Source organism: Candidatus Vondammii sp. HM_W22, from assembly GCF_022530855.2.
In the GTDB taxonomy this organism is placed as follows: Bacteria; Pseudomonadota; Gammaproteobacteria; order Chromatiales; family Chromatiaceae; genus Vondammii.
Genome location: NZ_CP099567.1, coordinates 934,285 through 948,221 on the forward strand (window position 1 = coordinate 934,285; position 13,937 = coordinate 948,221).

Sequence of the window (13,937 nt, forward strand, 5' to 3'; positions counted from 1 at the left end):
AAGGATGAGATTTCCAATTAGTCTGTGTATTAGGAGATCTCAAGATGAAGAAGAAGCGTTACAGAGAAGAGCAAATTATTGGTGCCATCAAGCAGCATGAGTCAGGGGTAAAAGTTGATGACATTTGTCGTCAGTTCGGCATTTCAACCGGGTGCTTTTATAACTGGTGAAGCAAGTACGCCGGGATGGATGTCTCAGAAGCCAAACGGCTCAAAGAGCTTGAAAGCGAAAACAACAAGCTTAAGAAGTTACTTGCCGAGAAAATGCTTGAAGCTGAGGCGATGAAGGATGTGCTCTCAAAAAAGTGGTAAAGCCTGCTGATAGAAAACAAATCGTGAGCTACCTTAAGTCGCGGTTCAAATTAAGTGAGCGTAGAGCTTGCCAATTAGTAGGCTTAAGTAGAACCGCTTTTCGGTACGTTACTCAATGGGGAAAAGATGAGCCTCTACGCAAACGGTTACTTGAGCTGGCAAAAAAGCATCCGAGTTATGGTTATTTGTTTTTACATGGCCTCCTGAGAGGAGAGGGGCTTGTGAAAAACAAGAAGCGGACCTACCGAGTCTATAACGAAGAAGGCCTTCAAGTGAGGACTAAAAAACGCAAGAAGATAATACGACCAAGAATGCCAACGATTATGCCCATTGGTAAAAATATACGCTGGTCAATGGATTTTGTCAGTGATCAGCTGGCTAATGGTCGCCGCTTTCGAGTATTTAATGTGATTGATGATTACTCAAGAGAAGTTATTGGCCAGCTCTCTGACTTCTCGATCAATGGTCACCAGGTCGCTCGTTTTTTAACTCAGGTGATTGAGCTAAGGAGCGCTCCGGATCAAATAATCTGCGACAACGGTACTGAGTTTACTAGCAAGGCGATGTTCTACTGGCAAAAAGAAAGTGGCGTTAAGCTAGGTTTTATTCAGCCAGGTAAGCCTACTCAGAATGCGTTTGTAGAAAGCTTAAACGGTAAATTCAGAAATGAATGCTTAAATCAGCATTGGTTCAGGTCCATTGATGACGCTAGACATGAAATTGATCAATGGCGAGAGCACTACAATCACGTGCGGCCTCATAGCGCATTAAATTATTTGTCACCTGTGGCCTTTGTGAATAGGGCCGCTTAGAATGAATTATCTCATCCAAGTCTTGGTATTAAGATGGGGGGAAGGTCAGTTAATCTCTGTTTCCGTTCTGACAAAGCGCTGGAATATCCGGGGCTTTGCTTTGTTTGTGGTTAGTTAGCCAGTCCCCGCATGATGTCGTAAAAAATCAGCCCTTCGTAGAGTGTCCAGGCACCCAGCAGTACCACTATCAGTCCCGTGAGTTTGGCAAAAACCCCCCGGCTTTTTTCGCCAATAACGGCTCCAACGGTGGTGACCAGCGCCATGGTAGGCAGTGTTCCCAGACCGAAACAGAGCATCAGCAGCCCGGCGCGTAGTGGATCGGCGGTAGCCACTGCCTTTACTCCCATCGAGAAGAGCAGGCTGCAGGGCACGAGTCCGTTGAGCATGCCGGCTAGACTCGGCAGGTATTTACCCGGTTTTTTAAAGTGACCAAAACGGACGGCAAGGGGTGTGGTGCAACCTTTGCTGCACCTTGTTGGCTTAAATCCTGGAATCAGTTCTGAGAGCCAGAGGCCGATCAGCAGAATGGTTGTTCCAGTGATGATCATCAGAATCCCCTGGCCTTTGCCGACGATGCCGGCCTGTACCAGCACCCGGCCGATCAGGGCGCCAAGTACGCCGAATACCACATAGACGGCAATGCGTGTGCCGTGATAAGTCACTTGGAAGCACAGGCCCTGGCGTGAGCCGTGGCCGGCAAAAAAGCCGGATGCCAGTCCGCCGCACATGCCGAGGCAGTGAAAGGTGCCCATGATGCCGGTGGTGAAAGCGAGAGCGTAGGTGAATTCCATATTTATCTGTCAGTATCCGCCCGGCTCATGGGCGGAGATTGGTTTGTTCCACCGGTGAATTGAAGCGTCCGCGCACTGATCACAGCATCTCCAGGATGATCTGCTCGAACACTTCGGGGGTGGACTCGCCCAGAATGCGCGACTTCAACCGGCCATCACGCTCGATAAAAAAGGTGGTGGGGAGCCCCATGACGCCATACCCTCGGGCAACCTTTCCCTCAATATCCAACAAAGTGTCGTATGAGATATTCAGCTTGCGGATAAATTTTTCTGCCGTGGCCCGGTCCTGCCGTACATTGATGGCTAGGACCACTAGTCCCTGATCCTTATACTTCCGGTAGACGGGTTCGAGCAAGGTCATCTCACTTTCGCAGAAGGGACACCAGTCGGCCCAGTAGCGGATTGCCACGACTTTGCCCTTCAGGTCGCCAGGGAAATTGAGGCACCCTGTTTCCAGTCTATCGAGTTCAAAGCCGGGTGCGGGCTGCCCGTTGCTCAGTTGCTGCTGCTCTTCGCCGCAGCCTGTGAGCGCCAAGGAGAGTATGAGGGTGATGAGAAAGAGTATCTGTTTCATTAAATGCATATCCAGGATTGGGTGGCTACCACCAAACATCCATCATGGTGAGGTTGGAGCTCAAGATGGCATAAGCGGCAACAAGGTAGAAGCCGATAAGAAAGAGCATTGAGATACCGATATAGCGCAGGCTCTCTTTTTGGATAATTGTCTGCAGACTCGGTATTTTATTGAACGGGGTTATGGTGCCGACGCCCAGTGCCAGGGCGCTGGCGATGAACAGGGGAACATAAAGGAAGTAACCCATGAAATCATGACCCCCTTTCAGGATACAGAAAGGGCAGTGGTGGTGGGGATGCTCGTAGATGTAGAGCGCCACACAGGAGACAATGGCCACCAGTGCAACAAGATAGGCGATGGCGTTAAGCGCGGCAAAGGCGATCCCGCCTTTGCGTTTGATCAGATACCAGACACCGCTGCCCAGGGCGGCGGTACCACTGGCAATCAGGGCGATCAGGGCGGTGGCTGGCTCTACACCAGAGAGTTCCGCCGCAACACCTTCACCTTCGGGTGTAAACAGACTGCCGCAACAGGAGGTGATGATGTCCGGGTCCATGCCGGTAAAATAGGCGATCTGCACTATAAACTCGATGACTACCAGGGGCGCGATTAACAGCAACAAGCCATATTTAATCCGTATCAGAGGGTAGTCAAAAGCCATGTTGTCGATCTTGTTGAGCATCAGCCAGGCGGCGCCGAAGAAGAATATCCCGATTTTCAGATAAAGCGTGGGCCAGCCGTAGGGGTCGACATTCAGTACGCCGGTGGCACACATGGCACCGACCTCCTGAGAGGACATCTGCTCCGCGTTATAGATAAACAGCAGCAGGGCCACCAGTTCGGCGGCAAAGCAGTAGGCGACGATAGTGGTGATCAGGTAGGTGCGACGCTCCAATACCAACTGCTTCTCGCTGCCACTGCTGATATCCCAATGCCGCATCACCTGCTGAGCGAAAAATGCCGACAGCAGCAGCATGAATGCAACGATGCCTGAGACGGTGACCAAGGCAAGGATAGAGGGGTTGAGAAGCACGGTTACTCCTCCACGACCAATCCGTCGCGGATATCGATCACCCGGTTAATGACAGGCGAGTTGAACACTTCGGGGTCATGGCTGGTGAGCAGGACCGTCTTGCCTTCATTCAGCAGCTCCTGGATTATCTTCATGAACTCTCTGGAGAGTTTGGTATCCAGATTGGCAGTGGGTTCGTCGGCGATCAGGATTTCAGGGTCATTGATCATGGCACGGCAAATAGCGGCCCGCTGAGCCTCGCCCCCGGAGAGCCACTCCACTTTTGAGGGCGCCTTGGTCTCCAGGCCGAACTGCTTCAGCAGCTTCATGGCGCTCTGCTTCAGCTCGCCGTGGTCAAGTCCGAGAGGGTAGGCCGGGAGCATGATGTTCTCCAGTACCGTGAGCCCTTTGATCAGGTTGAACTGCTGGAAAATAAAGCCGAAGGTACTGCGCCTTATCTCTGTCATAAAACGTTCGGGCAGCCCCGAGAAGGTACGGTCACCCAGCTCAATGCGGCCGGAAGTGGGGCGCGAGAGACAGCCGATCATCGACAACAGGGTGGTTTTTCCCGATCCGCTTGGACCTCTGAGGACGGTTGCCTGGTGGGGGTTTATCGTTATGTCCACCCCACGAATAGCCCAGAATTCATTGGGCTGGCCCTGGTTGAAGGCCTTTTTTATCTGCTTTAGCTGGATTCGTTTCACTGACTGTTCCTAGCGCATTACGCTGTCAGGATCGGTAATTGCCGCCTGCCAGATGGGAATAATGGTGGCCACCGTATAGGGAAAGACGGTGAAGAAGAAGAGGGTGGCGACCTGTAAACCATCGACATAAGGGGCAGGCTGAAACTGAGGATAGAGCACGGCCCATCCCTTCAGCACCGGTTCAAACAGACCGGCTGAAGCGTAAAAGACGTGAAGGTAGGCGAGCAGATACCCCAGTAGGAATGCGGCGAGGGAGATAATGGACCCCTCCCAGAATTTCATCCGGATGACATCCGATGTCTCCCAGCCGATTGCCTTGAGTATGCCGATCTCCTTACGCTCTTCAGCGCTCAGGCCGGATGCTTTGTCCCAGGCGAAGATGACAAAGGCGAGAATGGCACCGACCATCAGCACAAAGACAATGCCCTGGCGCCAGGAGAAGATGCTGTCATAGGTACGGATGATCTCTTCCCGCAAGATGGGGCGGGTGTCCGGCAGTTTGACGGTCAGCTTCTCAGCCACTTTACGCGTTTCTTTCTGGTTGCGCACCCGCAGTACCAAATCGGTGTAGTACCCCTCAGGAATAGAGAAGAAGTCACGAAACTGCTGCTCCGAGAGCAGTATCAGGTCGGCACTCACCAGCTCGGAATCGGCTGGGAGGGTATCCACCACTTTGAATGAAAAAGTGCGGCTGTCGGCGGAGCGGAAGCTGAGGATATCGCCGATACTGAGTCCACGGGTGCGGGCGATGGCCGATCCGATAACGATTTCACTCGCCTTGAGTTCCCGGTCTCTGGGGACCATCAAAGTGTAATTGGCTTTTACCGCCGGGTCATAAAAATAGCCCCATAGTCTGCCGTGCTTCCCGATCACCCCTCTGATTCGCCCAATCTTATCCAGATAGCTCGCCGGGATTAGATCGTGACGTCCGGCCACCATGCGCTGGATGATGATCTCAGGTGAGTTTTCCAGCACTGCCACAGCTTCACTGCGTAGCGCATGAGTGAACAGCATCACTGACGCAAGCATAAAGACGATCAGGGTATAGACCAGCAGCAATCCCAGATTTTTGCCTGGTCTGCGCAGCAGTGATGAGAGAGTGAAATCAATCAGATATTTCTGCTTGAGAAGAAATGCTTTCATAGTCTGCGCTTAAGAGGTGGAGAGGTGGAATTACCAATGAGCCGCTTGGAAAGTGCTCAATGGCAAATGGATGGTCCTGGAAGGCGGTGTGATAATCCGCCTGGGTCAGGTGCCGGGTGTAACGTGCTTCGGTAAACAGGCTTAAATCGGTTAATTCAAGATCGCGAACCTGGGTTGCCACTCTCTCCAGGTGGGGTTCCAGGTTTTTTCCGCGAATCCAGGTATCTACCACCGTCAGCAGCAACAGCAGGCCGGCAATGCCAAAACAGGTAAACAGTAGATCGGATTTTCGCATTCTACTCACCAATAACTCATCAATGTCAGGTCGTGGGTAACAGAGGCTCACTGCGATCCGGAATGTTGCACACTCTCAGGGATGCTTCGTTTGCCTGTACTGATGAAACTCAATTGCCGACTCTTTTTTCGGCTATTCAAAAACGCCGTTATCCAGGTTAATCAACAGCGAGCGGGTAACTTCTTGGAATGTAAGGATACGTTTGCCGGCATGGTCACTGATGAATTCTTCGGCATCTTCTCTGGTTTCAAGAGGCACCAGTTCATGCCCCATAGGGCCGAGGACATCTGAGCCGATGACGTAGACGGCGTCACGGGCAGGGATGCGGGTGAGACCATAATATTCAGTGACGCCAATGGTCTGCATATCTTCAGCACGGTGGCCTAGTGCCCATTTGGGTAGATCCAACAGGTATTTGAACAGGTCTTTGGCACCGTCAAAATGGTGAGCATGGCCATCCTTGTAGAGAACGGTGGCTATCCACTCCGGGTACTTGGCTACAAACATACCGCAAACGGGGCAGGTGTCCTTCAATCCGGGCGCTGGAATATCCAGTGTCTCTGCATTCAGACTCGTGGAGAGCAGGAGGAGTGTGGCCAGTGTGAGGTATTTGATCATGTGATTTTTACTGTTTTCGTTGCATGCCCATGCTTCGCGTGGGAATGCATACCTGACTTCCATAAAATATACAGTGTCGATTTTCACGCTGAGGGGGGCCATCGGAAACCGGAAAAAGGATCGCAGAGGTACAAAGTACCCCCCCCCCCGCAATCCCGACTTGGGTCAGCCTTTATTCTTCTGCATCATCATCTTTTTCATCATTTTCTTACGGCGTTCCAAACGGCGTTTGCGAATGCCCATAGTATCTTTTGCCATGCCTGCATAAGCTTGGGTCAGGGCGCCATCGAAGTTGGCCAACTCACCGCCTTTTGCAGCCTGCGTGGCTTTGGCGGCATCTGCACTGGCAAATGCCATTTTGCTGTTCATGGTCATGGTGCCTTTGAGTTTTGCACCGATGAGATAAGTCGCACTATCCACTTCAACCAAAGGCTTTATTGCTGCGCTGGAGCCAAAGTCGGCAGCATAGATCGCCTTTGGACCCCGGTCGAGGTTGAGTGAAAGGCTGATGGCAAGGCAATGAATGGAGCAGGTGCCATCCACCAAGCCATCATCATACTGCACCAGATGACGGCTGTGATGCCACTGCTTCCGGCTCATGCCGCAGTAGGGGCAGCGGGGATATTTTTTCAGCTCGTCTTCCAGAGGTTTATCGTCTGGTGGGTTCTTCGGCATGAACTGGAGCGGTGTTCCGTCATGTTCTCCTTTTTCCCCGGAGGCAGTGACCCAACCGACACCGGGAACCATAGCGCCGATACTTTTGTTCGCAGCCAAGCTGGCGGCGCTGAATCCGGTGATACCGGTTGCTGCCAGCATTTTCATCGCCAGGCGGCGATCCATGGTTGGTTTGTCACTCATCTTTTTCTCCCGGTTGGTTCTATGCGGGAAGGGAAGTCGCAGACCTCCTTCCACAAGTTTATTCGCAAAGCTAAAGGTCGCTACCAAAGTAATTGTCAGGCTGAAAATGGCAATGGCCATTGACGAATCGCAATAATCTCTTCAACAGAATGAATTAAGTGGAGATGTCTGCGTTGATTACCTTATTTCGTTGAAAATGTGTGGCAAATGACGCATATTTTTTTGGGGCTCCCAATGGGGGATTAGTGCTCTCAAGCCGCTTTTCAGGTCATCTCCATCCAGAAACAGATAACTCACCATAGCCCCTCATCAACATTTGCAGAGTGTAAATGAGAAGCTACCGTGTTCTTTGTGGTGAAAGCGGTGTTTCCGGACGGGGACTAGAAAGATGGCAGGGGTAGAAGGTTGTGTCTAATTTAACCTCAGTTTTCCGCTAAACTGGCTTTCTGCCGGTGCTGTTTATGTTTTTTTCAGATGAAACCCGTGCCAGGTCCGGCACCAAGGTCAAGTGTTCTCCGGACGATGGAGGGGCCGCTCCCAGGTTTTCTGAGAACCAGTGGCTGGTGCAAGGCCATGAGTGACGGGTGTGTTGATATGGTCAATAGCGGCTGCACAAGATGTGCGTCGGCCTATGTGCCGGGAGCGGCTTCCAATGTGCTTGCAACAACGGTATGCAGTCCCAATCGGCTGGCTTCCTTGGCCGGCGATAGGCTTGGAAGCACTCCACCTCTGATGGCGAGTTTGATGATCATCCGGGCGTCGGGAAAACTGTCCCGCCTGTTATTGGTTGTGAACCGGGTGACTGACTCATCGGGCGCAAGGTCGCACTTTACCTCGGCCATCTGTCTCGACTTGAACCAGGCAGCCCTTTCATTTTGTCCATATTCCGGACGCTGCTTGCCAAGGCTGAATAAAAGGGAGTGAGTAGGGGGTTGTTTTAAAGCTGGAGATGATCATCAAATGATCAGGCTGACAGACAGCAGGGCACTGAACAGCAACTGGAGCTGAGCTGTGTGCGCTAGGATCTGGTTGAAAACCGGACCGGGTTGCAGCGTTGTGAGACGATATAACAGCAGCAGTGCCAACGGGAGTGCGGAGAGGATCAGCCAATTATTGTCGGAGCTTGTCTGCAGTGCCATGGGCAGTGTAAAGGGCACCAGCAGTAGCACCATATAGAGGTACCGGGAGTTTTTACGCCCAAGATAGTTTGTGAGGGTGAATTTGCTGGCTTTCACGTCAGAGTCGAGGTCTCTGTAATTGTTTACCAGCAGTACCGCCGCAGCCAGAAAGCCCACGGCACAGGCAGAGAAAAAAATATTCAGCGAGAGCGACAGCGTTTGAATGTAGTAACTGCCCATAACGGCAAAAAGGCCAAAAAAGATAAACACAAACAGCTCACCACTGGCGCTGTAGGCGATCGGTCGGGGGCCGCCGGTATAGGCGTATCCAGCGGTCAGAGAGAGTAAGCCGATGATGATAATCGGCCAGCCACCGATCATCGCCAGATAGATGCCGGTGAGAAAGGCGAGGGAGAAACTGATCTTGGCGGCACGCTTTACTGCCGCCGCGGTGAACCAGCCCTGGGCCGTGGCCCGCTTCGGTCCCAGGCGTTCGTGGGTATCGGCTCCACGTTCAAAATCAGCGGCGTCGTTGTGCAGGTTGGTGCCGATCTGGATCAGCAGGGCGGCAATCAGTGCCGCCAGGGCAGGTAGCCAATGCAGCTCCTGTTGTTCACTCCATGCCAATGCACTGCCCACCAGTACGGGTGCCAGTGAGATACCGAGTGTTTTTGGCCGGATGGCGAGTAACCAGTGCCGAACCTGCCTGTTAAAATCTGAGCCCATGAATAATAGCTCTGTGGCTGAGTTGAAAACGGCTATTCTATCCTTTTTCAAGAGTTTCCGAGCAAGCACCAAATAATTTAGATAAGAAATAGCATTTGTTTGGTTTGATGGTTTGGCAGATGATGGATTTATGTCAAATAAATCTGATTGAATTTATAGGGATACATTCATTGATTTCAATACCGCTTTTTAGACTCGGGCTGACCTGGATTTTTTTGGCAGTTTTTCTTTTCTCGCTGTCGTTGCAGGCAGAGGAGGATGAGACAGGAGCACTGATTTTGTCTCAGAAGCTGGAACTGATGCAGATTCAGGCCAGGATGTCGGAGTTGGAGACATCTGTGGAGCTGGATCAGGCAAGCAGGGCTGCGCTGGAGCTTTTTCGTTCAGCATTCAACCGGCTCAAAGCCTCGCAGGAGGACAAAGAGGCTGTCGCCCGTTACCGGCAATCCATTGATACGGCTGCAAAGCAGAAAGAACTGCTGGCCAAATCCCTGCAGCAGGCGAGGGATCTGGGGAAAAAGCCTCTGTCTTTGCCGCAAAATCCGACCCTGGATGCCTTATCCCAATGGCTAGGTCAGGCAGAGGCCGACCAGAAGTTGGCGCAGACCCGGTTGTCTGAGTTGATAGCGACACTGGCAAGTGAGCGGGCACGCCCGGAGCAGACTGGCTTGGAGTTGGCAGAGGTCAGGTTTCGGCTGAGTGAAGTCGAGAATAGTATTGGATCACCTGAGGTGTTGGGTGAGTCAGCACTTACTGCTGAAGCCCGCCGGACATCGATGCTGACGAATCAGCAGGCGTTGATGAGTCGTATTAACCGCTTGGAGATGGAGCGGTTGAGCTATGGGCCGAGGATGGAGCAGCTCAATGCCCGGATCAATTTTGCCCGGGAGGCATCGAAGCAGGCAGAGAGCCGGGTCCAGGCGCTGCAGGAGTTGATGAACGAGCGCCGAGCCGCTGAGGCCGACCGGGCGATACAGGATGCGGCACAGGCCTGGCTGGAGGCCTCTGGCAAGCATCAATTGATTCAATCATCGTTAGAAGAGAATGCCACCCTGAGTGGGCAGTTGAGTGCGCTGGCGGTTGAGATTGAAAAGGCTGCCCGGGATCGCCAGCGGGTGGTAGGGAAAATGGCCCTGATCAATTATAACCTCGGGCGGGTAAAACAGCAGCTCGACATCACGGGTCTTGACGATGAGTTGCTTGGCCAGGTGTTGCGCTCCCAACGCAAAGAGTTGCCTGATGTTACCCAACTGCATCTGAGCCTAGAGGAAGAGCAGCGTCGCCTGGCTGGATTGCGCCTTGAGCAATTCCGGTTGGAGGACCAGCGCCAGCAGTTGGCCACAGATGAGCAGATAGCCCTACAGCTGGAGCGGGTCAAACCGACTGATTTGACAGAACAGCAGTGGCTGGTGTTGACGAAGGAGCTGGAAAAAGTTTATCGCGACCGTTTTCAACTGCTGGAAAAGTTGCAGGCTGCTTATATCCGTTATGAGAAGTTGCTCAGTGACCTGAGCCTGGGGCAGCAGTCACTGGGTAACAAGGCGGGCGAATATGCTGCACTGCTGGACCGTAATCTGATCTGGATACCCAGTGCCAATCCGTTGAACATGGATGTTATAAAAGAGACAGTGGGTGCGATCGGTTGGGTCTTTTCAGGGAAAAACTGGGGAGAGGTAGTGTGGAGCATATCAAATGGGCTTGCCGAAAGACCTTTCAGAGGCGCGCTGGCGTTAATCCTCTTTGTGCTGGTTTTGAGTGTCAGGCCTTCGATGCGCAGAGACCTGGAACAGATGGCGGTGAAAGTAGGTAATGTCAGCCAGGACAGCTTCCTGCTTACCCTCCGTGCCTCTCTCTATACACTATTGCTGGCACTGCCCTGGGTGATGCTGCTCGCTGCTCTGGGCTGGATGCTGATCAAGAGTGGCGTTCATCCGTTCAGTGACGCAGTTGGCGAGGGATTCAGACGCAGCCTGACCATCTTCTTTGTCTTTCAGGTGATTCGTTATCTGCTTATACCCAATGGACTGGCCGAGGTGCATTTCCGTTGGCAGCCTGATGTCACTGCTCTGTTCAGGCGGCATCTGTACTGGCTCGTGCCGTTGCTGGTTACTGCCGTGTTTATTGTCGGTGTCACTGAGTGGCAGGATAATGAGATTTATAGAAACACCCTGGGAAGGAGTGTCTTTATTATCGGATTATTGATATTTGGCTTCTTTACCCACCTGACCCTCAACCCCTGGAGTGGGGCGCCGGACTCTATGCAGAGAGAGGGGCGTAACGGTTGGGGGCGGGGTGCCTTCTGGTACCCTCTGGCCCTGATGATAACACTGTTGTTGGTTCTATTATCGTTTGAGGGGTATCACTACACGGCAGTGAAGCTGGGACGTCTGTTGCTCCAGTCAATAGCAGCCGGTTTGCTGGTATTTGTTCTCTACTATCTGGCGGTGCGCTGGCTGTTGGTGGCCGAGCGGCGGCTGGCACTTGCTCGGGCGAGGGCGAAGCGCCAAGCTGTGCAGGAGGCCCGGGAAGCCAAAGAGATTGCCGAGGCTGCTGGTGAGGGTCTACCGGATACCCTCGATATGAAAGAGATCAACCTCGCCACGATCAATGAACAGACACGGCGTCTGCTGCGTGTGCTGGCACTGGTGGCGATGATGGGTCTGCTGGTGCTGGTGCTGGTCTGGTCAGGGCTGATGCCGGCACTTGGTTTTCTGGGTGATGTCGTGCTTTGGCAGCACATCTCCCTGGGAGTGGAAGGGGAGCAACTGACCCCCATCTCCCTGGTGGATGTATTGCTGGCCTGCCTGGTGCTGGTGCTGATGGTTGTGGCCGGACGCAATCTGCCCGGGCTGCTGGAGATAGCACTGCTTCAGCCGATGGCGGTGGACCCTGGTACACGTTATACCGTTTCCAATATCAGCCGTTACCTGATTTATGCCGCCGGAACAGTAACTGCCCTTGCCTTGGTTGGTCTTGCCTGGGATGACGTACAATGGCTGGTGGCCGCCATGGGGGTAGGGCTGGGTTTTGGTCTGAAGGAGATCTTTGCCAACCTGATCTCCGGTATCATGATCCTGTTTGAGCGACCCATCCGAATTGGCGACACCGTCACTGTGGGTGATATCAGCGGCACTGTGAGCCGCATTCGCATCCGTGCCACCACTATTACAGACTGGGACAACAAAGAGCTGGTGGTTCCGAATAAGACTTTCATTATCGATCCATTAATCAACTGGACGCTGTCCGATCCGATTACGCGTCTGGTGATCAAGGTGGGCATCGCCTATGGTTCTGACACCAAGAAGGCCCACCAGATAATGGTGGATGTCATCACGGCTCATTCTGATGTACTCAAGGAGCCCAATCCGACGGTTTTTTTTGTTGGTTTCGGCGACAGCTCACTGGATTTCGAGATCCGCGTTTTCGTTCGAGAGCGTCTGTTGCGTATGCCTCTGACTCATGATTTGCACATGGCGCTGGAGGCGGCTCTGCGCAAGGCCGATATCGAGATACCATTCCCTCAGCGGGATCTTCATCTGCGGTCAGTGGACCCGGCTATTTCAACTTATATGCCATCGCATAATTAACCAGCATCGGGCAGTTGATGCCGGTGGGTGGCTTAGGCAGGGGCAGGGAGGCCATCATCGCCTTTGATGTGGATTTTTTCAAACAGCTTGTGGCTACCTGTGGTCCGGATGTTACTCACTGAACCATCGCATCCCAGAGTGAAGGAGACTTTTATGCTTCCTTCTACACCGCGGCGGTGTGCGGCCCGGGGGTAGGATTTTCGCTTTTCAATATGCGCCAACAGGGTTGCCAGGTACTCTTCCCGGGAGATCAGACTCCTTTTCGGGGGAGATATGGAGGCTGTTTTTTGCACCGGCGGCGGTGTGGGCCCGGGAATGATCTCCCAGGGTGGTTCAGGCGCTTTCTTGACCGGTTTAGGCTTTGGCTTTGGCTTTGGCTTTGGCTTTGGCTTTGATATTGGTTTAAACTCGGGAGGCGGAGGTTCCACCTTTGGTTCAGGTTCAGGCAGGACCGGAGGCGGTGGTGGGAAGTTGAGCCGGACATGGGTGATCTTCGGTGTCTCTAACCTGAGTGGTTTAGCGTCTACCGAGCCATTGAGCAGGTTGACCAGAGCAAAACCATGAACCAGCAGAGAGATTGCTATGGCACCCAGCCGCCAACTCAGATCCTGGGGTTTCATGGTTTTTCGGTCAGTATGTCCAGGGATTCAGCGCCGGCACCACGGGCGGCATCGATAACTTGCACGCCGAGGCTAAAGTTGGCCTTATGTTCGCCACGCAGACGAACGAAGCTTTTCCCTGGGGCGTGAAGGGCGCCCCTGAGAGCCTGCTCCAGATGTTCCGGTGCGATGGCACGGCCATCGCCAGAATCTCTCCATCCGGTGTCATGGCGACCTCAACAAAGCCCTCATCATCCGCCTTGGCCGAACTTGTCGCCTCAGGCAGGTCGATAGCGATGCTCTCGTCTTCGATAAAGTGCGCTGTCAGCATGAAAAAGACCAGCAGCAAAAAGACGATATCGATCAACGGCGTCAGGTTGAGAACGACATTGGAGTGTCTGCGTCGCTCAGACCCCATCGGTAATCTCTTCCCAGTGGTGGGTTTTATCCATAGATTCAGGTGCTGGCTGATCGCTGGCGCGACGCTCCAGCAATAGGGAGATACAGCTCTCCATGGATTGACTTCTGCGCTCTACGATACCCTCCAGAAAATGGAGCAGTATCAGTAGTGGAATGGCGACCGCAAGGCCGACCCCTGTGGTGATCATCGCTTCCCAGATATCTTCGGCCAGAGTTTGGGCATCCACCTTTCCCCCGGCCTTCGATTACCATGAAGGCTTTGATCATGCCGGTGATGGTGCCAAGGAGCCCCAGCAGAGGTGCTGTATTGCCGAGGATGCCAGGGTACGCAGGCCGAACTCCATACGTTGCAGCTCATGGGAACGCACT

The 13,937-nt window shown here is 53.1% G+C and carries 14 protein-coding genes and 2 pseudogenes; 2 read left to right on the top strand and 14 right to left on the bottom strand.

All coding sequences use genetic code 11. From position 1 onward, the window contains the following. Positions 1 to 44: 44 nt before the first annotated feature. Positions 45 to 1,123, top strand: a pseudogene (locus tag MN084_RS05235) (IS3 family transposase). A gap of 110 nt (positions 1,124 to 1,233) precedes the next feature. Here MN084_RS05235 and MN084_RS05240 read toward each other — a convergent pair. From MN084_RS05240 to MN084_RS05285, 10 genes are all read right to left on the bottom strand, one after another. Further along, positions 1,234 to 1,914, bottom strand: coding sequence for a sulfite exporter TauE/SafE family protein (locus tag MN084_RS05240; protein WP_241086921.1), 681 nt, complete (start codon positions 1,912 to 1,914; stop codon positions 1,234 to 1,236). A 79-nt stretch (positions 1,915 to 1,993) separates the two neighbouring features. Beyond that, positions 1,994 to 2,488, bottom strand: a complete 495-nt coding sequence (locus tag MN084_RS05245; protein ID WP_241086920.1) for a TlpA family protein disulfide reductase — start codon at positions 2,486 to 2,488, stop codon at positions 1,994 to 1,996. Positions 2,489 to 2,513: 25 nt separating this feature from the next. Then, on the bottom strand, positions 2,514 to 3,521 hold the full coding sequence (locus tag MN084_RS05250) for a hypothetical protein (protein WP_241086919.1): 1,008 nt from the start codon (positions 3,519 to 3,521) through the stop codon (positions 2,514 to 2,516). 2 nt (positions 3,522 to 3,523) lie between these two features. Continuing rightward, a complete protein-coding gene (locus MN084_RS05255) occupies positions 3,524 to 4,204 on the bottom strand; it encodes an ABC transporter ATP-binding protein (RefSeq protein WP_241086918.1) in 681 nt (226 codons plus the stop codon). A gap of 9 nt (positions 4,205 to 4,213) precedes the next feature. Next, the gene (locus MN084_RS05260) at positions 4,214 to 5,347 is read right to left on the bottom strand and encodes an ABC transporter permease (protein WP_241086917.1); all 1,134 of its coding nucleotides are present in this window, start codon (positions 5,345 to 5,347) and stop codon (positions 4,214 to 4,216) included. Beyond that, the gene (locus MN084_RS05265) at positions 5,310 to 5,642 is read right to left on the bottom strand and encodes a hypothetical protein (RefSeq protein WP_241087160.1); all 333 of its coding nucleotides are present in this window, start codon (positions 5,640 to 5,642) and stop codon (positions 5,310 to 5,312) included. Before MN084_RS05265 ends, MN084_RS05260 begins: the two co-directional genes overlap by 38 nt. Positions 5,643 to 5,774: 132 nt before the next feature. After that, a complete protein-coding gene (locus MN084_RS05270) occupies positions 5,775 to 6,260 on the bottom strand; it encodes a nitrous oxide reductase accessory protein NosL (protein WP_241086916.1) in 486 nt (161 codons plus the stop codon). Positions 6,261 to 6,425: 165 nt separating this feature from the next. Next, positions 6,426 to 7,118 carry a nitrous oxide reductase accessory protein NosL gene (locus MN084_RS05275; protein ID WP_241086915.1) on the bottom strand — a complete coding sequence of 231 codons (693 nt, stop codon included), beginning with the start codon at positions 7,116 to 7,118 and terminating at the stop codon, positions 6,426 to 6,428. A gap of 629 nt (positions 7,119 to 7,747) precedes the next feature. Further along, positions 7,748 to 7,960 carry a hypothetical protein gene (locus MN084_RS05280; protein WP_241086914.1) on the bottom strand — a complete coding sequence of 71 codons (213 nt, stop codon included), beginning with the start codon at positions 7,958 to 7,960 and terminating at the stop codon, positions 7,748 to 7,750. Between the two features lie 114 nt (positions 7,961 to 8,074). Continuing rightward, complete coding sequence (locus MN084_RS05285; protein WP_330178405.1) at positions 8,075 to 9,013, bottom strand: 1,4-dihydroxy-2-naphthoate polyprenyltransferase; 939 nt, start codon at positions 9,011 to 9,013, stop codon at positions 8,075 to 8,077. Between the two features lie 227 nt (positions 9,014 to 9,240). Here MN084_RS05285 and MN084_RS05290 point away from each other — a divergent pair, with 227 nt between their 5' ends. Next, complete coding sequence (locus MN084_RS05290; protein ID WP_241086912.1) at positions 9,241 to 12,549, top strand: mechanosensitive ion channel domain-containing protein; 3,309 nt, start codon at positions 9,241 to 9,243, stop codon at positions 12,547 to 12,549. Positions 12,550 to 12,581: 32 nt separating this feature from the next. On the opposite strand, the gene MN084_RS05295 is transcribed toward MN084_RS05290, so the two are convergent. The 4 genes and pseudogenes from MN084_RS05295 to MN084_RS19285 form a co-directional block, all read right to left on the bottom strand. Beyond that, entirely contained in the window at positions 12,582 to 13,169 is a 588-nt protein-coding gene (locus tag MN084_RS05295) for an energy transducer TonB (protein ID WP_241086911.1), read from the bottom strand. A 10-nt stretch (positions 13,170 to 13,179) separates the two neighbouring features. Continuing rightward, entirely contained in the window at positions 13,180 to 13,566 is a 387-nt protein-coding gene (locus tag MN084_RS05300; protein ID WP_277400410.1) for an ExbD/TolR family protein, read from the bottom strand. Further along, positions 13,556 to 13,795, bottom strand: a complete 240-nt coding sequence (locus MN084_RS05305; RefSeq protein WP_320416450.1) for a MotA/TolQ/ExbB proton channel family protein — start codon at positions 13,793 to 13,795, stop codon at positions 13,556 to 13,558. The genes MN084_RS05300 and MN084_RS05305 overlap by 11 nt, the downstream gene beginning before the upstream one ends. Before the next feature lie 43 nt (positions 13,796 to 13,838). Next, positions 13,839 to 13,886: pseudogene (locus MN084_RS19285) on the bottom strand (hypothetical protein); the annotation flags it as partial. Between the last annotated feature and the right edge of the window lie 51 nt (positions 13,887 to 13,937).